A 22,293-nucleotide genomic window follows, 5' to 3' on the forward strand; every position below is an offset into this window, starting at 1 on the left:
ATGGTGCAGCCCCAGTCCACCGTCATCCAGCCCGCAGGGTGGGATGCCCATGTGCATGTGTTTGACGCCAGCGCACCCATCCAGGCCGGGCATTACCAGCCCGCCCACCAGCCGCTGGAGCGCATAGAAGCCGCTGCCACCGCGTTGGGCGTGGCGCATCTGGTGCTGGTGCAGCCCAGCGTGTACGGCACCGACAACCAGGTGTTGCTGCAAGCCCTGCAGCGCGAGCCCGGACGCCATCGCGGGGTGGTGGTGGTGGACGTGGATGTGACCGACGCAGAGTTGCAGGCCATGCACGCGGCAGGTGTTCGTGGTGTGCGCTTCAACCTGGTATCGCCCGTGGGCAATGGCCCTGAGGCACTGCGCGCGCTCAGCCCCCGCCTGCGCGCACTGGGCTGGCATGTGCAGTGGTATGCCGCGCCTCAGCATCTGGCGCAGATTGCCGCACTGCAGGCAGAAACCGGCCTGCCCTTTGTGCTGGACCACCTGGCCGGCATGCATGCCCTGCTGCCCGCGGAGGACGAGGCGTGGTCCACGCTCGCACGGCTGGCACAGGCCGGGGCCTGGATCAAGCTGTCAGGCTGGTACCGCCTGCAGGCCAGCGCGCCGTACAGCACACTGCACGCCGCTATCGAACGGGTGGCTACCCTGTTTGACGGGCGCATGGTGTGGGGCTCCGACTGGCCGCACACTTCCTTCGCCCCCGAGAGCATGCCGCCCTATGCATCGGTGTGGACCCCCGTGGTGCAGGCGCTGGGGCACCAGCGTGCCCAGCAGGTGTTGCACGCCGGAGCCACGCTTTACGCCTGACATGAGAGTGAGCGGCTTGCAGCAGCAGCTGTTGCCGCCTGCACAATGGCGGGTTCGACAGAACAGTGCAAAGAGGCATTTCGTGATCGCAGTATTGCAACGTGTGCGGCAGGCCCGCGTAGAAGTGGCCAACCAAGTGGTGGGGGCCATTGGCGCGGGTTTGATGGTGCTGGTGTGCGCCGAGCGGGGCGACACGGAGGCCGAGGCCGACAAGCTGCTGGCCAAGCTGCTCAAGCTGCGCATCTTCTCGGACGAAGCCGGCAAGATGAACAAGAGCGTGCAAGACCTGGACGGGCAAGGCACCTGCGGGGGCCTGCTGCTGGTCAGCCAGTTCACACTGGCCGCCGACACCACCGGCGGCAACCGCCCCAGCTTCACGCAGGCAGCAGCCCCTGACGAAGGGCGCAGGCTGTACGACTACCTGGTGAGCCGTGCGCGTGCCCTGCATCCCGACGTGGCCACGGGCCAGTTTGCCGCCGATATGCAGGTGCATCTGGTCAACGACGGGCCGGTGACGATCCCCCTGCGCATCGCGCCCGCTACAGTGGCAGGTTGATATCAATTTGATAGCTGCCTGCGCTTGATTCATAAGCGCTGGAGGCCATTTTTACTTGAATGGGTGAGGGCGACAATTCTGGCTACGTCATCACTGCCGCCAGAAAAATATTCCTGCCATCACCAGCCCCGTCACCACAATGCCTGCGCGCAGCCATTGTGGGGGGATGCGCCGGGCCACCCTGGCCCCACCGTAGCCGCCCGCGGTGGCGGCCACCATCATCAAGAGCGCCTGAGGCCATTGCACCACGCCGCCTGCAGCGTAGATGACCACCGCAATGGCGGTGAGCAGGGCAGAGACCCAGTTCTTGAGGCCGTTCATCGCGTGGAGTTGGGTTTGCCCCAGCAAGCCGAACAAGGCCAGCAGCAGAATGCCCAGCCCGCCATTGAAGTAGCCGCCATAGGCCGCCACGGCCAGAAGGCCCACGGTGGCCTTGGCGGTAGACGGGTGGCCGCCCGCCAGCCTGCTGCGCAATTGGGGGCCAAAGGCAAACAGGGCGGTAGCCGCCAGCAGCAGCCAGGGCACCACCCTGCGGAACGTGACGTCTGGCGTGATGAGCAGCAGCCCCGCGCCCGCAGCCCCACCGATGAGGGAAAGAAGCACCACCAGCGGCATCGAGAGGCCGGGTGGTGGGGCCGTGTCTTCCCGGAAGCCCCAGGCTCCCGCGGCATAGCCGGGCAGCAGAGCCACCGTTCCGGTCGCATTGGCCGCCACCGGGGGCACGCCGGTGAACACCAGCGCGGGCAGGGTCAAAAAGCTGCCGCCTCCGGCCACCGCATTCAGGGCACCGGCCACAAACGCTGCGGTCAGCAGCAAGGCACTGTCAAACATGTCTCCTCCAGGCGTGGGGTTGCGCTGCGCTACATGGGCGCGGGCATGTGAGGAGGAGAATCTTAGGTGGTGCGGGCCCCGTGTTCACGGACGCGCAGGTTCAATGAGCTTTGCGTGAAAGTGATGAATGCAGGGCACGCTGAGAGCTGCTCTAAACCCGCTGCTTGCCCAGCTTGCGACTCAGGGTGCGGCGATGCATACCGAGGCGGCGCGCGGCTTCGGAGATGTTGAAGTCGCTTTCGGCCAGCACTTCGTGGATACGTTCCCATTCCAGGGTTTTGATGGAGCTGGACCGATTGGTCAGTTCCACTTCGGTATTGCCTTCGGCCAGGCCAAACGCCGCTTCGATGTCATCGGTGTTGGAGGGCTTGGCAAGGTAGTGCCCCGCCCCGAGCTTGATGGCTTCCACCGCTGTGGCAATGCTGGCAAATCCGGTCAGCACCACGATGCGCATGGCGCTGCTGTGCTCGTGCAAGGCCCGCACGCAGGCCAGGCCGGTGGCTTCACCCTTGAGCTTGAGGTCGACCACGGCGTATTGCGGCACGTTGTCGGCCAGCAGCTCTTCCATGCGGGCCATGCTGTCGGCGTGCAGCACCCGGTAGCCGCGGCGCTCGAACGAGCGGGCCAGCGTTCGGGCGAAGGAGTCGTCGTCCTCCACGATCAGCAGCAGGCGTTCAGTGTCCATGGTCCTCAGGCAAGGGTTCTTGCAGTGTGATAGCCGACAGCGCCAGCGTGATGGTGACTTCAGCGCCCCCCTCAGGCCGGTTGCGTGCCACCACGCTGCCCCCCAGGGTGCGCGCTACGTTCATCGACAGGAACAGACCCAGTCCACCTCCGGGACGCCCCTTGGTGGATTGGTAAGGGGTGCCCACGTGCGACAGCACTTCCGAGGAGAAACCGGGCCCCTGGTCGGTGACCACGATGCGCAATGCGTCTGCGTCGCGCTGGGCCTGCAGGTGTACCCAGTGCGGCGACGCATCCCTGGCATTGTCCAGCACATTGAAGACCATTTGCTCAAGGGTGGCATCGGCCACCATGGGCAGGTCGCTTTCGATGTGGTTCTCATACCCGAAGTGGTCCACCCAGCGGGTGTCACGCCAGTCCTGCACCACGGTGTCCAGAAAGTGGCGCACCGTGGTCTGGCTGGACGATTCGCCCCGGGTTTCCCCGGCCGAGAGCAGGATGCCGCTCACAATGGTTTTGCAGCGTTTGACCTGGGCTTCCATTTCGGCAATCTCTTCCTGCAGCACCTTGTCGGCTGCCAGGGCCGGGATGCGCTTCCAGTCCCCCAGGATCACGGCCATGGTGGCCAGCGGGGTGCCCAGCTCGTGGGCGGCCCCCGATGCAAGCAAGCCCATGCGCACGATGTGTTCTTCCTCGGCAGCGCGCTGGCGCACGGCTGCCAGCCGTGCGTCCCGCCTGCGCAGGTTGTGGCTGATGCGGGTGATGAAAATCACCACCAGAATGGCATTGAGCATGAAGCACACCAGCAGGCCGAGCACATAGGCACTGGCCCAGCCGTCGTGCACATTGGTGGCCAGGGGCAGGGGCTTGCTGTGCTGGGCCAGCAGCATCACGCAGGCTGACGCCACCACCACGATGGACCAGATGTAACCCCCGCGCAGCAGCATGGCCCCCACCGCAATCTGCAGCAGGTACAAAAAGACAAACGGGTTGCCAATGCCGCCGCTCAGGTACAGCTGGGCGGTCAGCGCCCCTACATCAATCAGCAGAGCGATGAAGAGTTCGATATCGTGCACCCGGCGGCGGGTGCGCCAGCGCAACAGGCTGATGATGTTGAACACCACCATGCCCGCCACGATGCTGAGCATGGCCTGGGTGGGCAGGGGCAGGCCCAGGCTGTAGTAGGTGGCTTCAATGGTGAGCAATTGGCCCACCACCGCAATCCACCGTAACTGGATGAGCTGGTGCAGATTGCGCAACCCGGCTGAGGTGGTGGCCGAGCTGGCTTTGCTCTGGGCGGGCAGTTCGGGTGGCGGCGCTGAGGTCTTGTCAGCGGCCAAGGTGGGGGTAGAGGGGTTAGCGCTGCTGGTCATGGGCGGGAAGTGGAGGGTGGGCCGCACGCAGCCTGAGCTCGTAGCGTGCCACAACCACCGCCGCCCCCACAACCATGAGTGCCAATCCGAACCAGGTCAGTGCATACACCGCATGGCTGTTGGAAAAGCGCACCACCGTCAGGCCCGTGCGCGGCCAGGGGCCCTGGCTGGCTCCAGCCACCTCGGCCTGTGCGGCCGATGTGCGATCAGGCAGCCCCGCATCCACAAAGAAGGGGGCGGCCTGGGGCAATTGCAGGCTCTGGGCCAAGGCCGCCACATCGCGCGAATGCCAGCGCTGCTGCGCAGGGTCGTTGCGGCGCAGAAAGCCGCCGCCGGGTTCGCTCATCCGCACCACACCTTCTATGGAGACGGGTTCAGGAGCGGATGCTGGCTTTTGCCACTGTGCGCGTTGTTCCTGTGGAACAAAGCCCCGGTTGACCAGCACCTGTCCCCCTTCGGCCAGTTGCAGCGGCGTCATCACCCAGAACCCGGCACCCAGCGCAGTGGTGGCCTGGGTGAGTGCCGTTTTGTCTGCCAGCCACACGCCTTGCAGGCGCACGGGCAGGTACTCGGCACGCGTGGCGTCCATGCCAGGCCATTCGGTAGATGGGGGCAGGGGAACGGGGGCGGATTGCAGACGCTGGTTGACCCGCTCGATCAGGTCCAGCTTCCAGGCCCGGCGTTGCACCTGCCACACGCCCAAAGAGATGAACCCCGCAAAAAGGGCGATGCCCACCAGGGTGAGCATCGCCAGAGTTGCATGGGAGTGCGGGCGCTTGCGTCCCGCTTCAGTGGTTGGCACGTTGGTATGCCGTTGTGGGCTCGCTTGCGTCAGGGAGCCGTGCTGCGCTCAGCCCCATGGGCTGGTGAGGGAGCCTGCTGCCCTGCGGCGGGCATGTCAGGGTGGTCCGGCATCATGTTGGCGTTCATGTGGAACATGACCCACAGCGTACCTGTGATGGCAATGGCCACAAACACCACAGTGAAAATGGTGGACAACAAGGTCCAGCCGCCTTCGATCTTGCCGTTCATGTGCAGGAAGAACACCATGTGCACCAGGATCTGGATGACAGCGAAGCCACCCAGCACCAGCACGGCGGTGTTGCGGTCGGCAATCACCTTGCCCATCACCAGCCAGAACGGAATGGCTGTGAGGATGATGGACAGCACAAACCCGATCATGTAGCCGGAGAAGGTGCTGTGGGGGCCTGCGTCATGGTGGTCGTCGTGCCCGTGCGCATCGTGCGCGCCGTTGGCGTGTGTTGCGTGTTGTGCGCTCATTTACAGCACCCCCATCAGGTACACAAAGGTGAAAACGCCGATCCAGACCACGTCCAAGAAGTGCCAGAACATGGACAGGCACATCAGGCGGCGGTTGTTTTCAGGGATCAGGCCGTGCTTGTTGATCTGCAGCATCAGCACCACCAGCCAGACCAGGCCGAAGGTGACGTGCAGGCCGTGGGTGCCCACCAGCGTGAAGAACGCCGACAGGAAGGCGCTGCGCTGTGGGCCTGCGCCCTGGTGGATCAGATGGTGAAACTCATACAGTTCCAGGCCCAGAAAGCACAGACCAAACAGGCCCGTGATGCCTAGCCACAGCAGCGTGCCCTTCACATCGCCCAGCTGCTTGCGCAGCATGGCAAAACCGAAGGTGATGGATGACAGCAGCAGAAAGGCGGTGTTGATGGCGACCAGTGGCAGGTCGAACAGCTGCGCGCCCGTGGGGCCTGCGGCGTAGCTGCGGCCCAGAACGCCGTAGGTGGCAAACAGGGCTGCGAAGATGAGACAGTCGCTCATCAGGTACAGCCAGAAGCCCAGGGCCGTGCCGTTTTCAGGATGGGGCTCGTGCGCGAGGTGGTACTCGCGCGGTGCCAGGGCGCCTGCGGCGCCAGCTTGGATGCGGATATCAGACATGGCGGGCGAGTTGGAGTGTGCGGGCTTCTTCGGTGGCGGCCACTTCGGCTGCCGGGATGTAGAAGTCACGCTTGTAGTTGAACGTGTGGATGATCGAGGCCAGCACCACCGCGGCAAAAGACACCGCAGCCAGCAGCCACATGTGCCAGATCAGCGCGAAACCGAACACCAGCGACAGGCCTGAAATGACGACGCCAGCGCCCGTGTTGGCAGGCATGTGGATGGGCTTGAAGCCGCTGAGCGGACGCTTGTAGCCGTGCGTCTTCATGTCCCACCAGGCGTCAATCTCGTGCACCACAGGGGTGAAGGCGAAGTTGTAGTTGGGTGGGGGGGAAGAGGTAGCCCACTCCAGTGTGCGGCCATCCCATGGGTCGCCCGTCACGTCACGCAGTTGTTCGCGCTTGAGGAAGCTGACCACCAGCTGGATCAGGAAGCAGCCAATACCCGCAGCAATCAGGGCAGCGCCCACGGCAGCGATGACGAACCAGATCTGCAGCGACTGGTCTTCAAAGTGGCTCACGCGGCGTGTCACGCCCATCAGGCCCAGCACGTACAGCGGGGTGAAGGCCACCCAGAAACCCACCAGCCACAGCCAGAAGGAGCGCACACCCCAGGTGCGGTCCAGCTTGTAGCCAAACGCCTTGGGGAACCAGTAGTTGATACCGGCAAACATGGCAAACACCACGCCGCCAATGATCACGTTGTGGAAGTGGGCGATCAGGAACAGGCTGTTGTGCAGCACAAAGTCGGCAGGAGGCACAGCCAGCAGAACACCCGTCATGCCGCCGATGGCAAAGGTTGCCATGAACGCCACGGTCCACATCATGGGCAGCTCAAAGCGGATGCGACCCTTGTACATGGTGAACAGCCAGTTGAAGATCTTCGCACCCGTGGGGATCGAGATGATCATGGTCGTGATACCGAAGAAGGTGTTCACGCTCGCACCCGAGCCCATGGTGAAGAAGTGGTGCAGCCACACCAGGTAGGACAGGATGGTGATACAGACCGTGGCGTACACCATGGAGGTGTAACCGAACAGGCGCTTCTTGCAGAAGGTGGCCACCACTTCGGAGAACACGCCGAAGGCAGGCAGCACCAGGATGTACACCTCAGGGTGGCCCCAGATCCAGATCAGGTTCACGTAGAGCATGGGGTTGCCGCCCAGCTCGTTGGTGAAGAAGTTCGTGCCGACATAGCGGTCCAGCGACATCAGAACCAGGGCGGCCGTCAGCACGGGGAAGGACGCAACGATCAGCGCGTTGGTGCACAGGGCCGTCCAGGTGAAGACGGGCATCTTCATCAGGCTCATGCCGGGTGCGCGCATCTTCACGATGGTGACGATCAGGTTGATACCCGAGAGCGTGGTACCCACCCCTGCAATCTGCAAGGCCCAGATGTAGTAGTCCAGACCCGTGCTCTGGCTTTGCGCCCCCAGGTTGGACAGCGCCAGCCAGCCCGAGGTGGAGAACTCGCCCAGGAACAGGGAGACCATCACCAGCACAGCGCCAGCGGTGGTCATCCAGAAGCTGAAGTTGTTCAGGAACGGGAAGGACACGTCGCGCGCGCCAATCTGCAGCGGCACGAGGTAGTTCATAAGCCCCGTGACCAGCGGCATCGCCACGAAGAAGATCATGATCACGCCGTGGGCGGTGAAGATCTGATCGTAGTGGTGCGGTGGCAGGTAGCCCATGTTGTCGCCAAAGGCCATGGCCTGCTGCAGGCGCATCATGATCGCATCGGCAAAGCCACGCAGCAGCATCACCAAGCCCAGGATCATGTACATGATCCCGATCTTTTTGTGGTCAATGCTGCAGATCCAGTCGCGCCACAGCGGGCCCCACAGGCGGAACTTGGTAATGCCTGCGACGACGGCAAGGCCGCCCAGCACCACGGCAATGAAAGTAGCCAGCACGATGGGCTCGTGGGCCATGGGGACAGCGTCCCAGCTCAGGCGACCCAGCGCCCAGTGGGCGGGAGAGGTGGTTTCGGAAGACATGGTGAGACTCACTGGCGGATGGTCGCGCGTTGTGCGTTGCGGGTATTGAGCTCGGCCACCACTTTGGTGGCGTTTTGTGGTGTGCACACGTCCTGTGGCAAATTCAAGCCGACGGCGCGTACATAGGCGTCACCGCCGTTGGCATCGATGGCCATCATGTGGTGCATACACATCTTGCCGTCCTCGACGCAGCGGTTTAGCACCTTGTCGTACAGGCCTTCCTCCACCGAGGCGAAGCGCTGGACGGGGTCCCGTTCGCTGGGCTTGGCCAGGTTCAGATAGGTGCTCTTGTCCAGCGGCTTGCCTTCGGTTTTGGCCTTTTGCACCCACTGGTCAAAGTCGCCGTGGCTCAGGCCGTGGAACTTGAAGGTCATGCCCGAGAATCCTGCGCCGCTGTAGTGCGAGGACATGCCATTGAACACCCCAGGCTTGTTGATGACCGCGTTCAGCTCGGTCTGCATGCCGGGCATGGCGTAGATCATGCCGGCCAGATCAGGCACGTAAAACGCGTTCATGGTGGAGGTGGCTGTCAGCTTGAACAGGATGGGGCGGTCCACCGGGGCCGCCAGTTCGTTGACAGTGGCAATGCCTTGCTCAGGGTAGAAAAACAGCCATTTCCAGTCCATTGCCACCACCTGCACTTCCAGTGGCTTGACGTTGGGGTCCAGCGGGCGCTGGGCATCAATGCGGTCCAGGGGGCGATAGGGGTCCAGCTTGTGCGTGCCGATCCAGGTCAGGGCACCCAGCGCAATGATGATGAGCAGGGGCACGGTCCAGATCACCAGCTCCAGCGTGGTGGAGTGGTGCCATTCGGGGTCGTACTCAGCTTCTGTATTGCTCTGGCGGTACTTCCAGGCAAAAAAGAAAGTGAGTGCGATCACGGGCACGATGATGATCAGCATCAGCAGCGTGGCGGTGACCACCAATTGGCCTTGCTGGGCTGCAACATCGCCAGCCGGGTTGAGAACGACAGCCTTGCTGCAACCGGCCAGGCCGGCTGTCATGGCGATCGCTGCAAGCCAGGCGGGCCTGCGGAGTTCCTTGGTTTTGAGCATGCTAGGGGCGCGACAAAGGAGCGCTTAGGTGTAAACGCGAATGACTGAGGATTCGCAATGTAGTACGGCTAGCGAATTTGTCGATTGGACATTTTGTCCAATATCAATCCTGTCCCAGTGTCCGGCCGGGTTGTCTGGCTCTTTGAGAGTTATTTGACATGGCGCAGTGGCGCGCAGCCGGGCGGGTCATTCCTTGCACGCCGTTCCTTGCAATCAGGGTTTTCCTACGCTCGGGCTAGCGAAAGCTCACTTGTGGGGGGCTCTGCAGGGGTGTAGAACGGAGTCGTGTCAGTTTCTTGAGGAGCGTCAATATGTCCAGCCCAGGTTCTGCAGTGCTTCCCACCCCTGGATTCGAGAGTTCAGTATCCCTGGCGCGTGCCCATACCGATGAGGATGTCACCCCTGGCGAGATCGCGGTGGGGGTGATCATTGGTCGGTCATCCGAGTATTTCGACTTTTTCGTGTTTGGTATTGCCAGCGTGCTGGTGTTCCCTTCCCTGCTGTTTCCGTTCCTCTCCCGCCTGGATGGCACCCTGATGGCGTTTGCCATCTTCTCCCTCGCTTTTGTGGCCCGCCCCGTGGGTACGGCGATTTCCATGGCCGTGCAGCGGCGCTGGGGGCGGGGCACCAAGCTGACGCTTTCGCTTTTCCTGCTGGGTGCCTGCACGGCCGGGATGGCGTTTTTGCCCAGCTATGCGGCGGTGGGCAGCAAGGCCATCGCCGCCTTGATCATCCTGCGCATTGGTCAGGGGCTGGCGCTGGGGGGCACATGGGACGGGTTGCCTTCCCTGTTGGCGATGAGCGCTCCCAAAGAGCGGCGCGGCTGGTTTGCCATGATCGGTCAGCTGGGTGCCCCTGTGGGTTTTGTGTTGGCGGCAGGCCTGTTTGCCTATCTGTACAGCAGCTTGACGGTGACCGAGTTTCTGGACTGGGGCTGGCGCTACCCCTTCTTCGTGGCCTTTGCCATCAACGTGGTGGCTTTGTTTGCCCGCCTGCGGCTGGTGGTGGGGCAGTCGTATGCTGAATTGTTGCAGCAACGTGAATTGCAGCCCGTGAGCGTGGCCCAGGTCATGCGCGACGAGGGGGGCAACGTTCTGATCGGTGCTTTTGCTGCGCTGGCCAGCTTTGCGCTCTTCCACTTGGCGACGGTGTTTCCCCTGTCGTGGATTGCGATGTATTCGGAGCAATCGCTGAGTGAGGTGCTTTCGGTCCAGATCGTTGGGGCCTTTCTGGCTGCAGGCGCCATCATGCTCTCAGGCTGGCTGGCTGACCGGGTGGGCCGACGCAATCTGCTGGGCAGCATGGCGGTGCTGATCGGACTGTTCAGTTTCGCCACGCCCTGGCTGCTGGGTGGCGGCTCTGTGGGCAACAACGTGTTCCTGCTGGTGGGCTTTGTGCTGTTGGGCCTGTCTTATGGTCAGGCTTCGGGCACGGTCACCGCCAACTTCTCTGCACAGTACCGCTACACAGGGGCGGCATTGTCTGCGGACCTGGCCTGGTTGCTGGGCGCGGGTTTTGCCCCGTTGGTGGCACTGGGCCTGTCGGCCAAGTTCGGTTTGGGGGCCGTTTCCCTGTATTTGCTCTCGGGGGCTGTGTGCACCCTGGCGGCTTTGCGTATCAATCGGCTGATTGAACAGCGGGAATCTTGAGTGAACCCACATGGGTCAGGGCTGCGGCTCTCTGCTACAGCCTGGCCCTTGTGACCTCAGCGCGCCTTACTTTGCGTAAGGGTCTGCAAAACCCAGCTCTTCCATGATCGCCGTCTCGTAAGACTCCATCTCATCCGCGTCTTCCGCGCTGGTTTCATGGTCCCAGCCCTGCGCGTGGAGGGTTCCGTGCACCAGCAGGTGGGCGTAGTGCTCTTCCAGCGTCTTGTTCTGCTCCTGCGCTTCCCGTGCGACCACGGGGGCACACAGTACCAAATCGGCCGTCACCATGGGCTCTTGCGTGTAGTCAAACGTGAGCACGTTGGTGGCGTAGTCCTTCTTCCGGAAATCCCGGTTGAGCTGCCGCCCCTCTTCCGCATCCACAATGCGCACGGTGATTTCGGCGTCGGTGGACAGGGCGTGCCGGATCCACTTCGCCACTTTGTGGCGAGGAAGTAGCGCCCGGTGTTCCGCCGCGCCGTCAAATTTGCCGAATTGCAGGGATAAGGTGAGTTGATTGAGTGCCATAAAACCTCCTGGCGCTTATCAGATAAGCGCAGGCAGCTATTAAATTGATAGTGAATTGTCGTTGTGCAGCGAATTCAGTCGCGTGCAGCCACGGCCCGGCGGGGCGCATCGTAGGCTTCCACAATCCGTGCCACCAGGGGGTGGCGCACCACGTCGGCACTGGTAAAGCGCGTAATGGATATGCCTTTGACGCGTTTGAGCACGCGCTCGGCGTCGATCAGGCCGCTCATGGAGCCCTTGGGCAAGTCAATCTGGCTCACGTCGCCTGTGACCACGGCTCGAGAGCCAAATCCGATGCGCGTCAGGAACATCTTCATCTGCTCAGGCGTGGTGTTCTGGGCCTCATCCAGGATGACAAAAGCGTTGTTGAGCGTGCGCCCGCGCATAAACGCCAGTGGCGCGATCTCGATAGCGTTGCGCTCGAAGGCTTTTTGCACCTTGTCATGGCCCATGAGTTCATACAGCGCGTCATACAGAGGGCGCAGGTAAGGGTCCACCTTCTGGGCCAAGTCGCCCGGAAGAAAACCCAGGCGCTCCCCAGCCTCTACCGCAGGGCGCGTCAGCACGATGCGCTGCACAGAGCTTCGTTCCAGCGCATCCACCGCGCTCGCCACCGCCAGATAGGTCTTGCCCGTGCCTGCGGGACCAATGCCAAAGGTGATGTCGCTCTTGGCAATATTCTGCAGATACAGGCTCTGCACGGGGGTGCGCCCCCGCAGGTCAGCCCGGCGGGTGGTCAGCACGATGGCGTCATCGGGGGCTTCAATCAGGTCGGCATCACCTGCCAGCATGATCTGCAGGGTGTCTTCCGCAATGGGGTGCTCCGCCATTTCATACAGCGCCTGCAACAACTCCATCGCCTGCGTGGCTTTGGCCTTGGGGCCATCCACCTTGAACTGCTCATGCCGGTGGGCAATCTTGACTTCCAGCGCCACTTCGATGGTCCGCAGGTTCGCATCTGCGGGCCCGCACAGGTGGGTGAGCCGCGTGTTGTTGTGCGGCAAGAAGGTGTGGCGCAGGATCACGCTGATAATTCCATTCGGCAAAAGCCAATGACGGCAAAAAAGAGCGCGCCATCTGCAAGAACGACTGCCAACGCAGCGCCCCAGGTGACGACAAAGGACACCAATGATAGGCAAATTGACCGGCACCCTGCTGGAGAAGAATCCCCCTGAAGTCCTTGTGGACTGCAACGGCGTGGGTTACGAGGTGAATGTGCCCATGAGCACCTTCTACAACCTGCCCGGCGTGGGTGAACGGGTCAGCCTGCTCACCCAGTTCATCGTCCGCGAGGACGCACAGCTGCTGTATGGTTTTGCCACTGCTCAGGAGCGGCAGGCGTTCCGCGAACTGATCAAGATATCGGGTGTGGGGCCGCGCACTGCGCTCTCCATCCTGTCGGGCATGGGTGTCGCCGACCTGGCCCAGGCCATTACCTTGCAGGAGGCGGGGCGCCTGATCAAGGTGCCGGGCATTGGTAAAAAAACAGCCGAGCGCCTTCTGCTCGAACTCAAGGGCAAACTGGGCGCAGATATTGGAGCGCCCGCCCATGCGGCCAGCGATGCGCAGGCCGACATCTTGCAGGCACTGTTGGCTTTGGGCTACAGCGACAAGGAAGCGGCCAGTGCGCTCAAGGCGCTGCCTGCGGACGTGGGTGTCAGCGAAGGTATCAAGCTGGCGCTCAAGACCCTTGCCCGCTGATAATTGGTCCGCCGCATTTTGTGGAGGATGCGGCCTTGGCTTGTTTGACGGATGCTGACTGCATCCTCATCCACGGTCTTTGCCCCATAAAGGAATCAACATGACAGTCATTTCAATCCGGCGCTGGGCAATGGCCTTGTCCGCCGCTGCGGCTGCGATACTCGCTGGCTGCGGAGGTTCAGACGGTGGTGCCGCATCGGCTGCACCCAAGGCGGAACCCATCACCAGTGTGGAAAGTCGGGTGCAACCAGCCACCGCTGTGCAGGATGTGGCCAGCGTGAAATCCCGCAGCACCAACCAGGTCCCCAAGGCGGCTGTGGTGGCATTGGGTGAGCTGTCACTGTCCAAGGTGGATACATCTTCCTCTGTGGGCCGCCGACTGGTCGGGCAGGTGCGGGAGATCGCCGCTACCAAATCGACCGCAGCTACACAGGCGCAATGGCAGTGGAAAGACACTCCTGCGGGTGGCAAGGTCGCCGCCATCAGCTTCCGTGCAGACGGCGCATACGGTGTTCGCCTGGGCGTATTGGTGCGTCAATTGCCAGGCAGTGCCATCTTGCGGGTCTACACTCAAGCCGTACCCGGCACGGTGTACCAAATTTCTGGTCAGGAAATCCTGCAGCGTATCGAGCGCAACCAGGCCGCTGGCGATACCAGTGATGCGGCACGCACATGGTGGACGCCTGATACCGGAGATGCCGAAGCCACTCTTGAGGTAGAACTTCCTCTTGGCGTGGCAGTCAATACGCTGGACCTCTCAGTGCCCCAGCTGTCCCACATCTTCACCAATCTGTCTGTGCCAACGGAACAGGAGTATCAGCAACAGGTGGAGACTGCCAAGCTCAATGAGTCCGACCCCTGCAACCTGGATGCCACCTGCTACAGCCAGAACTCTACGGAGCGTAATGCTGTGGCACGGATGGTTTTTGTGAGTGGCGGGCTGACTTATGTGTGCACGGGCACCTTGCTTAATGACGGCAATGCCTCTGGCAAGCCTTATTTCCTGAGTGCCAACCACTGTATCTCTTCGCAGACGGAAGCCTCCAGCTTGCAGACGAACTGGTTCTTCCGTTCTCCTACCTGCAACAGCGGCACCCTGCTGTCGTCCAGCATCCGCAAATCCGGCGGCGCTCAGCTGCTTTATGCAAGCAGCAGCACGGATACTTCCTTCATGCTCCTGAATGACACCCCCCCTGCTGGCGCGGTCTTCGCAGGGTGGGATGCTTCCACGGTGATCTCTGGAACCTCGGTGACCGGGCTGCACCATCCCAGTGGGGATCTGCTCAAGATCAGTTTTGGAGCGGTAAACAATCAGACTTCGTGCCAGGCCACGACTGGTAAAGAGTTCCAATGTGCAGGTAGCACGGGAAACTTTTACCGCGTAACTTGGTCGCAAGGCACCACGGAGGGAGGCAGTAGCGGATCGGCGATCTTCCAGAACAATAAGGTGGTCGGTACTCTGTATGGGGGCAGTGCAGTTTGTACGAACCGCGCTTTGTCAGACTACTATGGTCGTTTTGATGTGGCGTACAACGCCGCCCTCAAGAACTGGCTGGCACCAGCGCGCACAGCTGTCTACCGGTTCTACAACGCCAAAACCGGAGCACATTTCTACACAGCCAGTGCAGACGAGCGCGATTTTGTGATTCGCACCTATCCAGAGTTTGCTTACGAGACAGTGGCTTTCTACGCATACACTAACTCCAGCTCAGGCAAAGATCCAGTGTTCCGGTTCTACAACTCGACCACGGGTGCGCACTTCTACTCGGGTACTGAGGCTGAGCGTGACTTCGTGATAGCTAAATATCCAGAGTTCAGGTATGAGACTGTTAGTTGGTACGCCCAGTCGGGGGCGGGTAACGGTGCATCCGCTGTTCACCGTTTCTACAACGCGAAGACGGGAGCGCACTTCTACACGATTAGTGAGGCCGAGCGTGATTTCGTGATCCAAGTTCACAAAGACTTCCAATACGAAGGCCCTATGTATTACGCCTGGACCACAGCCCAGTAAGTTCGGAATCTTCCTCCAGCTCCAAACACTGCATGACCATCCACACCGACGACTTTGCCCCAGTTCCCGCCAAGCGCGTGGTGTCGGCGGCTCCCTCCTCCCCGCAGGAGGAGGCGCTGGAGCGCGCTCTGCGCCCCAAGCTGCTGCAGGAATACGTCGGTCAGGCCAAGGCACGGGAGCAACTGGAAATTTTCATCGGCGCTGCCCGCAAGCGCGGCGAGGCGCTGGACCATGTGCTCTTGTTCGGCCCGCCCGGGCTGGGCAAGACCACGCTCAGTCACATCATCGCGGCAGAGCTGGGGGTCAACCTGCGGCAGACCAGCGGCCCGGTGCTGGAGAAACCCAAGGACCTGGCGGCCTTGCTGACCAACCTGGAGAAGAACGACGTTCTTTTCATTGACGAGATCCATCGCCTGTCGCCCGTGGTCGAGGAAATCCTCTACCCCGCGCTGGAGGATTACCAGATCGACATCATGATCGGGGAAGGCCCGGCGGCTCGCAGCATCAAGCTGGACCTTCAGCCTTTCACCCTCGTCGGTGCAACCACGCGTGCGGGCATGCTCACTAACCCGCTGCGCGATCGCTTTGGCATCGTGGCGCGGTTAGAGTTCTATACCCCGGATGAACTGGCACGTATCGTCCAGCGCAGCGCGGGGCTGCTGGGGGCTCCCATGGACGAAGAGGGCGGTTATGAAATTGCCCGCCGTTCCCGGGGGACCCCACGTATCGCCAACCGCCTGCTGCGCCGTGTGCGCGACTATGCAGAGGTCAAGGGCGACGGTCGCATTACCGCAGACATTGCCAACCGGGCCCTGGCCATGCTCGACGTGGACCCCCAGGGTTTTGATGTGATGGACCGCAAGCTGCTGGAGGCCGTGGTGCACCGGTTTGACGGTGGTCCGGTGGGCCTCGACAACATTGCCGCCAGCATTGGCGAAGAGTCGGGCACGATCGAAGATGTGATTGAGCCCTATCTGATCCAGCAGGGTTACCTGCAACGCACGCCGCGTGGCCGGATTGCTACGCTGGCAGCGTTCAGGCACCTGGGGGTGACACCACCTGCAGCCGGGGGCTTCGGCCTGTTTGACGGTGCTCCCGGGGCTGTTTGAATTTCACCGCTGAGACAAGTCGCCGCCCAGCCTGGGCTTGTCTTTGAGCAGGGTTTTAGTGCAACGCCCCCCGCGCATCCACGCGGATGATGCGCTCCACCGTGCCTAGCGTCAGCCCGCCGCGCACCCCGATCATGAAGTCATACAGATTCACCGTGGGGTCGCAATGTCCTGGAATCAGCCATAGCATGCGGCCCAGCGCGGGCAGGCGGGCCTTGTCGCCTTCGGCGTACAGCAAGCCGTGCTCATCACCGCCGTTGGCGTAGCGCAGTGCACGGCCCACAGACAGTTGGCCTACGGTGGGCAGGCCTGAATCAATGGCGTGGCTTTTGTGGCCCGCATCGCATACCGCGTGCGTGTCGCGCACGGAAATCACCTGGGTCTTGACGAACAGGGCATGCTCAAACGCTGGCTGGGCGGGGTCGCGCTCGTTGCGCGCGTAGTCGGCGTCCATGAACAGGAAAGATCCCGCCTGCAGTTCACCATAGACGCCACTGGCCGCCTCGTGTACCAGCGTGCCCGTGCCTGAACCGGTCACTAGTGGCACAGGTAGCCCTGCTGCAATGATCAGGTCCCGTGTCTTGGCGGCCTGCTGTACCACCTGGGTAATGGCGTCGCGCCGGTCGGCGGCACTGGCCAGATGCTGCGCGCGCCCGTGGTAGGCCTGCAAGCCGGCAAAGCGCAAACGCGAATGACGAGCAACCGCCAGGGCCAAGGCCACGGCGGCCTCTCCGGGTGGCACGCCGCAGCGGCCCTGGCCTACGTCGATTTCCACCAGCACATCAATACCTGCATCGCTGCCCGACAGCACCATGGCCTCGGCCAGGCGTTCAATGCCTTCGGGGCTGTCTACCGCAATGCCCAGGCGGCCTCCCCGGCTGGCCAGCAGCGCAGCCAGCCGCGCCACGCGATGCAGTTTGGGCATGGCAATCACCTGGTTGGTGATGGTGATGTCACGCACGCCGCCCTCTGCCATGGCTTCGGCTTCCGAGGTCTTTTGCACGCACACGCCCTGCGCACCCGCCTGCTGCATCAGCAGCGCTAGCTCTGCGCTCTTGTGCATCTTGGCGTGGGGCCGCCAGCGCACCTGATGCTTGCGCGCGAACTCTGCCATGCGCTGGATGTTGCGGTCCATGGCGCCCAGGTCGATGACCAGGGCGGGTGTGTCGATCTGGTCTACACGCTGGCCGATGATGGCGGCAAGGGCTTCAGGTATGGCTTTCATCGCGTACGGAGGTGTCGAGGTGGTGTGTGTCTGCCCAGCCCACCAGGCTCAGCCCGTCAGGTGTCCACAGCAGGCGGTTGATGGCGGCGTTGCCCAGCTGCCAGGTGCGGGGGGCCTGAATATCCTGCCGGGTCGCTGCACGGTACAGCACATCCAGTACGCCCCCGTGGGCCACCAGCACAATTTGCTGTCCGACATGCCTGGCTGCAATGTGGTGCGTGGTGCGCGTGATGCGGTCGCGCAGGGCGACGAGCGATTCCCCATCGGCGGGCGCAAAGTCCGGGTCGCGCTTGCGCCACCGGTAGGCCAGGTCAGGGTCTTCTGCCTCAATCTCGGTAAACGTGCGTCCTTGAAACACCCCGAAGCTGCGCTCCCGCAGGCCCTGGTCGGCCGTCAGCGGTGCTCCGGTGGTTTCTGCAATGGCACTGGCAGTCACCCATGCGCGCTGCAGGTCACTGCTGTAGATGGCATCGATTGCCTCGTCTGCCAGCGCTTGCGCAACCTGTCGGGCTTGCCAGAGGCCCGTGTCGTTGAGCGGAATGTCCAGATGCCCCTGCATGCGGGTGTCGACGTTCCATGCGGTTTCTCCGTGACGGATGGCAATGATGCGTGTAGCTTCCATGCAGGGCTTAAAAAAATGAGAGATCAGGGCTGGGTGGCAGGTAGCGGGATGCGCACCTGACGAGGCCCCTGGGGTGGTTGGGGAAAGCCGTTGAGCGCGGCCTCGAACAGCACGCCGTACACCGCAGGGTCAGACACCCACACATCTTCGTGGACGGCGGATGTTTCATACACCACCGCCTGGGTGCGCGCATCGCGCATCACGATGCTGACAGCGCGGCGGTGCAAGGGGGCGGGTTCACCCAGGCGCCACATGCCATGCATGCCCCAGCCACCACGCCCACCGTACCAGCCCCAGCCGCCAAACGCCCAAGGGGGGCTGTCATAAAAGGGATCACGGCGGGGCGTGTATCCAGCCTGCACGCCCAGCTGGACGACCCATTGGGCACGCTCATCATCGCGCTGCAGCCCCACGCGTGCGAGGGCCTGCTCCGCCAAGGCGGCAATCGGGTCGAACGATGGCATTTGCTGCGAGGGCAGACGCTCGATGCGGTACGTCATCGGCTGCTGGGCGGTAGCGGTGGCGGGCAGCTGCGAAAAGCTGCGCACATCGCCCTCCACCACGCGATGGGTGGCGCAGCCCGCCAAAAGGGCTGCCATCCCCAGCAGCGCAGCAATTTTTTTCCAAGGCAAAGTCGTCATGGCAAAGTCTCCTGAAGCGGTTGCAATGGCTGCTGGTGTATTGCCTTACCCATCGTTGCTGCCCATGCGCGAAGACGCGATGACATGGGTTGCGATGGTGGGGCAGCGCACCAGTCAGCAGTGGCTGGGTGGGCCTTCAGGTTGGATCGGTCCGCCTGGCTGGGGTTCACTGAAAAAGAAGGGGCAAGGTGCTCTGCAGTCAGCCGCGCATCCTGGCTCAGCGGATCTGCACCACCTGCATGCCGGGCAGGGCCGCCGGGGTGGGGAACTCTTCCTTGTCAAACGCCTTGTCACCGTCTTCACTGGCAATGCCTGTGGCCTTGGCGTTCTTGAAGTCGTAGAGGTTTCCGTCCAGCAGGTGCGAGGGCACCACGTTCTGCAGGGCGTTGAACATGTTTTCGATGCGGCCGGGAAAGCGCTTTTCCCATTCGCGCAGCATCTCGCCCACCTGCTTGCGCTGCAGGTTCTCCTGGCTGCCGCACAGGTTGCACGGGATGATGGGGAAGTTGCGGTGCGCGGCCCAGCGGGCGGTGTCTTTCTCGGCCACGTAGGCCAGGGGGCGGATCACCACATGCCTGCCGTCGTCACTCACCAGCTTGGGCGGCATGCTCTTCATCTTGCCGCCAAAGAACATGTTGAGCAGCAGCGTCTGCAAGATGTCGTCGCGGTGGTGGCCCAGGGCGATCTTGGTGCAGCCCAGCTCATCGGCCACGCGGTACAGAATGCCCCGGCGCAGGCGGCTGCACAGGCTGCAGGTGGTCTTGCCCTCGGGAATCAGCTTCTTGACGATGCTGTAGGTGTCCTCGTTCTCGATGTGGAACGGCACGCCGGTGCTGGCCAGGTATTCGGGCAGCACATGCTCGGGAAACCCAGGCTGCTTCTGGTCCAGGTTCACGGCCACCAGGTCAAAGTGGATGGGCGCGCGGGCCTTGAGCTTGAGCAGGATGTCGAGCAGGGCATAACTGTCTTTGCCGCCCGACATGCACACCATCACCTTGTCGCCTTCTTCAATCATGTTGAAGTCGACGATGGCCTTGCCGACTTCGCGGCACAGGCGCTTTTCCAGCTTGTGGGTTTCGCGTTCGATTTTCAGGCGGGCTGCGTTGGCCGTGGGCTCTTGCGATGCTTCAGCCTCTTCGGTCCAGCCAGTGTTGGTGGGATGGGGGTTGTTGATCACTGCGTTCATAGGTTTACCACTGCCCCGTTTCCATGCGAATCGCCACTTCGCAGTCGTCAAAAATTTCCAGCTTGGCGATCTTGACGCGCACGCCCAGCACGCCGGGCAGCTGCATCAGGCGGTTGGCCAGCTTGCCGATCAGGCTCTCCAGCAGGTTCACATGCTCGGCGGTGCATTCGTCGATGATGATCTGGCGCACGCGGCGGTAGTCCAGCACATGGCTGATGTCGTCGTCGCGCGGAGCCAGGGGCTGCACGCCCAGGCTCAGTTCGGCATCGACCTGGATGGGCTGTGGATCGACTTTTTCGTGCTCAAGGATGCCCAGGTTGGCATCGAAGCGCAAACCGGTCAGCGTCAGGGTTTGGAGACCGGCCCGTGGGGGGGGGGTATGGCTTGGGGTGCTCACGTTTGTCACCAGGGTTTGATGGCTACCCGTTCTACGCCTACTGACGCGCAGTCGGGGTACACATCGGGCTTTCGGGTGGAAACACGTACGGCGTGGATATCTTGCCGCTTGAGCAATGCTGCACAAATCCCATCACAAAGGGTTTCTTGCAATTCGTGATGGCGTTCGCCGACCCATTCAAAAATCGTGTTGCGGACAAAGTCGTAGTCGACGGTTTCCGAGATGTTGTCTTGGGCCGCAGGGGCCAGGTCAAGCTTGACGCATAGATCCACATCAAACCAGATGCGCTGTGGTGCCTCGCGCTCGAAGTCGTGTACGCCAATGCGCACCATCACTTCATGCTGGCGCAGGCTCAGCGCTCGGCAATGTGTGGCCAGTCGTGGATCTATGGCACCAAAGGCCAGGAGAATGGAATTCATCAGTGAGCCCCTTCTTCAATGGCCCACATCACATCCCTGCTCAGCGGGATGAGGTGCTGGCCATTGTCTGTCCTGAGTGTGCAGCCATTGATGCTGGTGTTTTGTGCCAAGAACAGCGCCCCTTGGGCCACATCTGCGGGATCAATGGGTTTTTGCATCAGATTGACCAAACTGGCCTTGTCAAAATTGTCCTGGGTTTGCGGGCCGCTCAGATACAGCAGCCCGGGCGATAGCCCGCACACTCTGACTGTCGGGGCCAAAGCCTGTGCCTGCAGCGCTACGCTGCGCTCCAGCGCCAGCTTGCTGACGGTGTAGGAGAAATAATCGGGATTCAGGTTGTGCACTTTCTGATCCAGCACATGGATCACGCAGTGTGTCCCATGAGCAACGTCAAGTCCTTGGCGCACCCGGTTGTAGAGGGCATTGGCCAAAAGCAGCGGAGTTGCCGTGTTGACCTGAAAGTGCCTTTGCAGTCCCTCGGCGGTTGCGGAAGGTGCATCATCGGGCTCGAAAATCGAGGCGTTGTTGACAATGCACTGTGGAGGCTGTCCCGCGAGCTGGACGCACTGATCCATCAAACGCTCTGCTGCATCGCCTTGCGCAAGATCCACTTCTACAAGCAGGCAGGCTGCTCCAGCCGCTTGCACTTCCTGTTGGGTTCTCTGCGCGCTGTCTTTCGATGTCCGGTAATGGCACAGAATGTTCCAGCCCGCTTTCGCAAAGGCTAGGGCGATTTCTCGACCTAGTCGATGTGCGCTGCCGGTGATCAAAACCCAGTTTTTATTGTCCATGTGAGCTTGGCTTGGGGGTTGCTGTAAGGAGGGCGGTTTCCTGCGCTTCCATTATTCCGCGCACAAAAAACCCCAGGTCCTGGGTGAAGTAAAGTTTTTCCATGGGGCGCAGCAAGAAGTCATCAGGCAGGGTGCGAAAGAAGAGCAGGGCCCTGCCGCCGTCTTCGCCCCCGTACTCCGCCAATTCGGAATTCAAGCGATAGCCCTCCGCCTGTGCCCCTGCAATCACATGCTGGTAGGCTGAGAGTGCCGGATTCTTGTCCAGCGTGCCTGCGGGTCGGATGGTGTCAGGCAGGCTGAACATCACATTCACCTTGCGCACATTCAACTCTACGCTGAACTGCAGTGGGTTTTTGAGTGCGGATTGTCCTTGCTCCGCTTTGAGTATGTAAGTGGCCCGACATCCTGCGCGCAGAAGTTGTTTGAGCTGGAGCTTTCGTGGCTGACAGGCGATTGCTTGCACTTCCTGCGGGATGAGCTGGTCGAGAATGGTGTTGGTAATGCGGGCCAGACGTTTTTCGCTGCGTTGACCAAACACTAGACCGATCACGATGAGACTGACAGGCAGCGCCACGGTGAGCAGGCTGATGGCTGCGGTCATCGACTCTTTGTCTCGGTTCAAGGCGGCCCACACCACCAACCCGAGGCCGCCCAGCATGACCGCGAGAAATACAATGACCAGAACTCCACGCGCCCACAACGGCAGGGCCAAAGACTGTAACCAGCGCACTACCTCGGAAGAAGGTTGTGCGCCAGAAGGGCTGGATGAATCGCTCATGTAGTTTGCATAAGGGGCGT

General features: G+C 61.9%; 24 protein-coding genes. 6 read left to right on the forward strand and 18 right to left on the reverse strand.

Translation table 11 applies throughout. The features are described from left to right. Nucleotides 1–810, forward strand: coding sequence for an amidohydrolase family protein (locus AACH87_RS03220; RefSeq protein ID WP_338797289.1), 810 nt, complete (start codon nt 1–3; stop codon nt 808–810). Nucleotides 811–892: 82 nt separating this feature from the next. Continuing rightward, nucleotides 893–1,366 (forward strand): D-aminoacyl-tRNA deacylase, encoded by a 474-nt coding sequence (gene dtd, locus AACH87_RS03225; protein ID WP_338797290.1) that lies wholly within the window; start codon nt 893–895, stop codon nt 1,364–1,366. Between the two features lie 90 nt (nt 1,367–1,456). On the opposite strand, the gene AACH87_RS03230 is transcribed toward dtd, so the two are convergent. The 8 genes from AACH87_RS03230 to cyoA all read right to left on the reverse strand — a co-directional run bounded on the left by AACH87_RS03230 (nt 1,457) and on the right by cyoA (nt 9,219). After that, entirely contained in the window at nt 1,457–2,197 is a 741-nt protein-coding gene (locus AACH87_RS03230) for a sulfite exporter TauE/SafE family protein (RefSeq protein WP_338797291.1), read from the reverse strand. Nucleotides 2,198–2,348: 151 nt separating this feature from the next. Then, nucleotides 2,349–2,882 (reverse strand): response regulator transcription factor, encoded by a 534-nt coding sequence (locus tag AACH87_RS03235; RefSeq protein ID WP_338797292.1) that lies wholly within the window; start codon nt 2,880–2,882, stop codon nt 2,349–2,351. Continuing rightward, on the reverse strand, nt 2,872–4,254 hold the full coding sequence (locus tag AACH87_RS03240) for an ATP-binding protein (RefSeq protein WP_338797293.1): 1,383 nt from the start codon (nt 4,252–4,254) through the stop codon (nt 2,872–2,874). Before AACH87_RS03240 ends, AACH87_RS03235 begins: the two co-directional genes overlap by 11 nt. Continuing rightward, nucleotides 4,238–5,002 carry an SURF1 family protein gene (locus AACH87_RS03245; protein WP_338798835.1) on the reverse strand — a complete coding sequence of 255 codons (765 nt, stop codon included), beginning with the start codon at nt 5,000–5,002 and terminating at the stop codon, nt 4,238–4,240. The genes AACH87_RS03240 and AACH87_RS03245 overlap by 17 nt, the downstream gene beginning before the upstream one ends. Nucleotides 5,003–5,085: 83 nt before the next feature. Next, nucleotides 5,086–5,535 (reverse strand): cytochrome o ubiquinol oxidase subunit IV, encoded by a 450-nt coding sequence (cyoD, locus tag AACH87_RS03250; protein WP_338797294.1) that lies wholly within the window; start codon nt 5,533–5,535, stop codon nt 5,086–5,088. Further along, nucleotides 5,536–6,168, reverse strand: coding sequence for a cytochrome o ubiquinol oxidase subunit III (gene cyoC, locus AACH87_RS03255; protein WP_338797295.1), 633 nt, complete (start codon nt 6,166–6,168; stop codon nt 5,536–5,538). It abuts the gene before it with no gap. After that, nucleotides 6,161–8,164, reverse strand: coding sequence for a cytochrome o ubiquinol oxidase subunit I (gene cyoB / locus AACH87_RS03260; RefSeq protein ID WP_338797296.1), 2,004 nt, complete (start codon nt 8,162–8,164; stop codon nt 6,161–6,163). The genes cyoC and cyoB overlap by 8 nt, the downstream gene beginning before the upstream one ends. 8 nt (nt 8,165–8,172) lie before the next feature. Next, nucleotides 8,173–9,219, reverse strand: a complete 1,047-nt coding sequence (gene cyoA, locus AACH87_RS03265; RefSeq protein ID WP_338797297.1) for a ubiquinol oxidase subunit II — start codon at nt 9,217–9,219, stop codon at nt 8,173–8,175. 311 nt (nt 9,220–9,530) lie between these two features. On the opposite strand from cyoA, the gene AACH87_RS03270 reads away from it, so the two are divergent. Beyond that, entirely contained in the window at nt 9,531–10,868 is a 1,338-nt protein-coding gene (locus AACH87_RS03270; RefSeq protein WP_338797298.1) for an MFS transporter, read from the forward strand. A gap of 66 nt (nt 10,869–10,934) precedes the next feature. Here AACH87_RS03270 and ybeY read toward each other — a convergent pair whose 3' ends face one another. Together ybeY and AACH87_RS03280 are read right to left on the reverse strand one after the other, a co-directional pair. Beyond that, nucleotides 10,935–11,393 (reverse strand): rRNA maturation RNase YbeY, encoded by a 459-nt coding sequence (gene ybeY, locus AACH87_RS03275; RefSeq protein WP_338797299.1) that lies wholly within the window; start codon nt 11,391–11,393, stop codon nt 10,935–10,937. Nucleotides 11,394–11,467: 74 nt separating this feature from the next. Continuing rightward, nucleotides 11,468–12,418, reverse strand: coding sequence for a PhoH family protein (locus AACH87_RS03280; RefSeq protein ID WP_338797300.1), 951 nt, complete (start codon nt 12,416–12,418; stop codon nt 11,468–11,470). Between the two features lie 103 nt (nt 12,419–12,521). Here AACH87_RS03280 and ruvA point away from each other — a divergent pair, with 103 nt between their 5' ends. From ruvA to ruvB, 3 genes are all read left to right on the forward strand, one after another. Then, a complete protein-coding gene (ruvA, locus tag AACH87_RS03285) occupies nt 12,522–13,094 on the forward strand; it encodes a Holliday junction branch migration protein RuvA (RefSeq protein ID WP_338797301.1) in 573 nt (190 codons plus the stop codon). Nucleotides 13,095–13,224: 130 nt separating this feature from the next. Continuing rightward, a complete protein-coding gene (locus tag AACH87_RS03290) occupies nt 13,225–15,105 on the forward strand; it encodes a serine protease (protein ID WP_338797302.1) in 1,881 nt (626 codons plus the stop codon). 32 nt (nt 15,106–15,137) lie between these two features. Next, the gene (ruvB, locus tag AACH87_RS03295) at nt 15,138–16,214 is read left to right on the forward strand and encodes a Holliday junction branch migration DNA helicase RuvB (RefSeq protein ID WP_338797303.1); all 1,077 of its coding nucleotides are present in this window, start codon (nt 15,138–15,140) and stop codon (nt 16,212–16,214) included. A gap of 55 nt (nt 16,215–16,269) precedes the next feature. On the opposite strand, the gene AACH87_RS03300 is transcribed toward ruvB, so the two are convergent. From AACH87_RS03300 to AACH87_RS03335, 8 genes are all read right to left on the reverse strand, one after another. Continuing rightward, nucleotides 16,270–17,439, reverse strand: coding sequence for a DSD1 family PLP-dependent enzyme (locus tag AACH87_RS03300; protein ID WP_338797304.1), 1,170 nt, complete (start codon nt 17,437–17,439; stop codon nt 16,270–16,272). After that, nucleotides 17,423–18,061 (reverse strand): histidine phosphatase family protein, encoded by a 639-nt coding sequence (locus AACH87_RS03305; RefSeq protein ID WP_338797305.1) that lies wholly within the window; start codon nt 18,059–18,061, stop codon nt 17,423–17,425. Before AACH87_RS03305 ends, AACH87_RS03300 begins: the two co-directional genes overlap by 17 nt. A 23-nt stretch (nt 18,062–18,084) precedes the next feature. Continuing rightward, nucleotides 18,085–18,702, reverse strand: a complete 618-nt coding sequence (locus AACH87_RS03310) for a DUF4136 domain-containing protein (protein ID WP_338797306.1) — start codon at nt 18,700–18,702, stop codon at nt 18,085–18,087. 217 nt (nt 18,703–18,919) lie between these two features. Then, nucleotides 18,920–19,888 (reverse strand): tRNA 2-thiocytidine(32) synthetase TtcA, encoded by a 969-nt coding sequence (gene ttcA, locus AACH87_RS03315; protein ID WP_338797307.1) that lies wholly within the window; start codon nt 19,886–19,888, stop codon nt 18,920–18,922. Between the two features lie 4 nt (nt 19,889–19,892). Further along, nucleotides 19,893–20,285 (reverse strand): dihydroneopterin aldolase, encoded by a 393-nt coding sequence (locus tag AACH87_RS03320; RefSeq protein WP_338797308.1) that lies wholly within the window; start codon nt 20,283–20,285, stop codon nt 19,893–19,895. A gap of 5 nt (nt 20,286–20,290) precedes the next feature. Next, the gene (locus AACH87_RS03325; RefSeq protein ID WP_338797309.1) at nt 20,291–20,704 is read right to left on the reverse strand and encodes a dihydroneopterin aldolase; all 414 of its coding nucleotides are present in this window, start codon (nt 20,702–20,704) and stop codon (nt 20,291–20,293) included. Then, nucleotides 20,704–21,495 carry an SDR family oxidoreductase gene (locus AACH87_RS03330; RefSeq protein ID WP_338797310.1) on the reverse strand — a complete coding sequence of 264 codons (792 nt, stop codon included), beginning with the start codon at nt 21,493–21,495 and terminating at the stop codon, nt 20,704–20,706. Before AACH87_RS03330 ends, AACH87_RS03325 begins: the two co-directional genes overlap by 1 nt. After that, nucleotides 21,485–22,207, reverse strand: a complete 723-nt coding sequence (locus AACH87_RS03335) for a hypothetical protein (RefSeq protein WP_338797311.1) — start codon at nt 22,205–22,207, stop codon at nt 21,485–21,487. Before AACH87_RS03335 ends, AACH87_RS03330 begins: the two co-directional genes overlap by 11 nt. Between the last annotated feature and the right edge of the window lie 86 nt (nt 22,208–22,293).

It is taken from the genome of Acidovorax sp. DW039, assembly GCF_037101375.1.
GTDB lineage: Bacteria > Pseudomonadota > Gammaproteobacteria > Burkholderiales > Burkholderiaceae_C > Acidovorax.

What these genes read in the sequence shown, in the direction of transcription:
- AACH87_RS03220 (WP_338797289.1), top strand. Translation starts at nt 1, where the DNA reads ATGGTGCAGCCCCAGTCCACCGTCATCCAGCCCGCAGGGTGGGATGCC.
- AACH87_RS03230 (WP_338797291.1), bottom strand. Translation starts at nt 2,197, where the DNA reads ATGTTTGACAGTGCCTTGCTGCTGACCGCAGCGTTTGTGGCCGGTGCC.
- AACH87_RS03235 (WP_338797292.1), bottom strand. Translation starts at nt 2,882, where the DNA reads ATGGACACTGAACGCCTGCTGCTGATCGTGGAGGACGACGACTCCTTC.
- AACH87_RS03240 (WP_338797293.1), bottom strand. Translation starts at nt 4,254, where the DNA reads ATGACCAGCAGCGCTAACCCCTCTACCCCCACCTTGGCCGCTGACAAG.
- AACH87_RS03245 (WP_338798835.1), bottom strand. Translation starts at nt 5,002, where the DNA reads ATGCTCACCCTGGTGGGCATCGCCCTTTTTGCGGGGTTCATCTCTTTG.
- cyoD (WP_338797294.1), bottom strand. Translation starts at nt 5,535, where the DNA reads ATGAGCGCACAACACGCAACACACGCCAACGGCGCGCACGATGCGCAC.
- cyoC (WP_338797295.1), bottom strand. Translation starts at nt 6,168, where the DNA reads ATGTCTGATATCCGCATCCAAGCTGGCGCCGCAGGCGCCCTGGCACCG.
- cyoB (WP_338797296.1), bottom strand. Translation starts at nt 8,164, where the DNA reads ATGTCTTCCGAAACCACCTCTCCCGCCCACTGGGCGCTGGGTCGCCTG.
- cyoA (WP_338797297.1), bottom strand. Translation starts at nt 9,219, where the DNA reads ATGCTCAAAACCAAGGAACTCCGCAGGCCCGCCTGGCTTGCAGCGATC.
- AACH87_RS03270 (WP_338797298.1), top strand. Translation starts at nt 9,531, where the DNA reads ATGTCCAGCCCAGGTTCTGCAGTGCTTCCCACCCCTGGATTCGAGAGT.
- ybeY (WP_338797299.1), bottom strand. Translation starts at nt 11,393, where the DNA reads ATGGCACTCAATCAACTCACCTTATCCCTGCAATTCGGCAAATTTGAC.
- ruvA (WP_338797301.1), top strand. Translation starts at nt 12,522, where the DNA reads ATGATAGGCAAATTGACCGGCACCCTGCTGGAGAAGAATCCCCCTGAA.
- AACH87_RS03290 (WP_338797302.1), top strand. Translation starts at nt 13,225, where the DNA reads ATGGCCTTGTCCGCCGCTGCGGCTGCGATACTCGCTGGCTGCGGAGGT.
- ruvB (WP_338797303.1), top strand. Translation starts at nt 15,138, where the DNA reads ATGACCATCCACACCGACGACTTTGCCCCAGTTCCCGCCAAGCGCGTG.
- AACH87_RS03300 (WP_338797304.1), bottom strand. Translation starts at nt 17,439, where the DNA reads ATGAAAGCCATACCTGAAGCCCTTGCCGCCATCATCGGCCAGCGTGTA.
- AACH87_RS03305 (WP_338797305.1), bottom strand. Translation starts at nt 18,061, where the DNA reads ATGGAAGCTACACGCATCATTGCCATCCGTCACGGAGAAACCGCATGG.
- AACH87_RS03310 (WP_338797306.1), bottom strand. Translation starts at nt 18,702, where the DNA reads ATGACGACTTTGCCTTGGAAAAAAATTGCTGCGCTGCTGGGGATGGCA.
- ttcA (WP_338797307.1), bottom strand. Translation starts at nt 19,888, where the DNA reads ATGAACGCAGTGATCAACAACCCCCATCCCACCAACACTGGCTGGACC.
- AACH87_RS03325 (WP_338797309.1), bottom strand. Translation starts at nt 20,704, where the DNA reads ATGAATTCCATTCTCCTGGCCTTTGGTGCCATAGATCCACGACTGGCC.
- AACH87_RS03330 (WP_338797310.1), bottom strand. Translation starts at nt 21,495, where the DNA reads ATGGACAATAAAAACTGGGTTTTGATCACCGGCAGCGCACATCGACTA.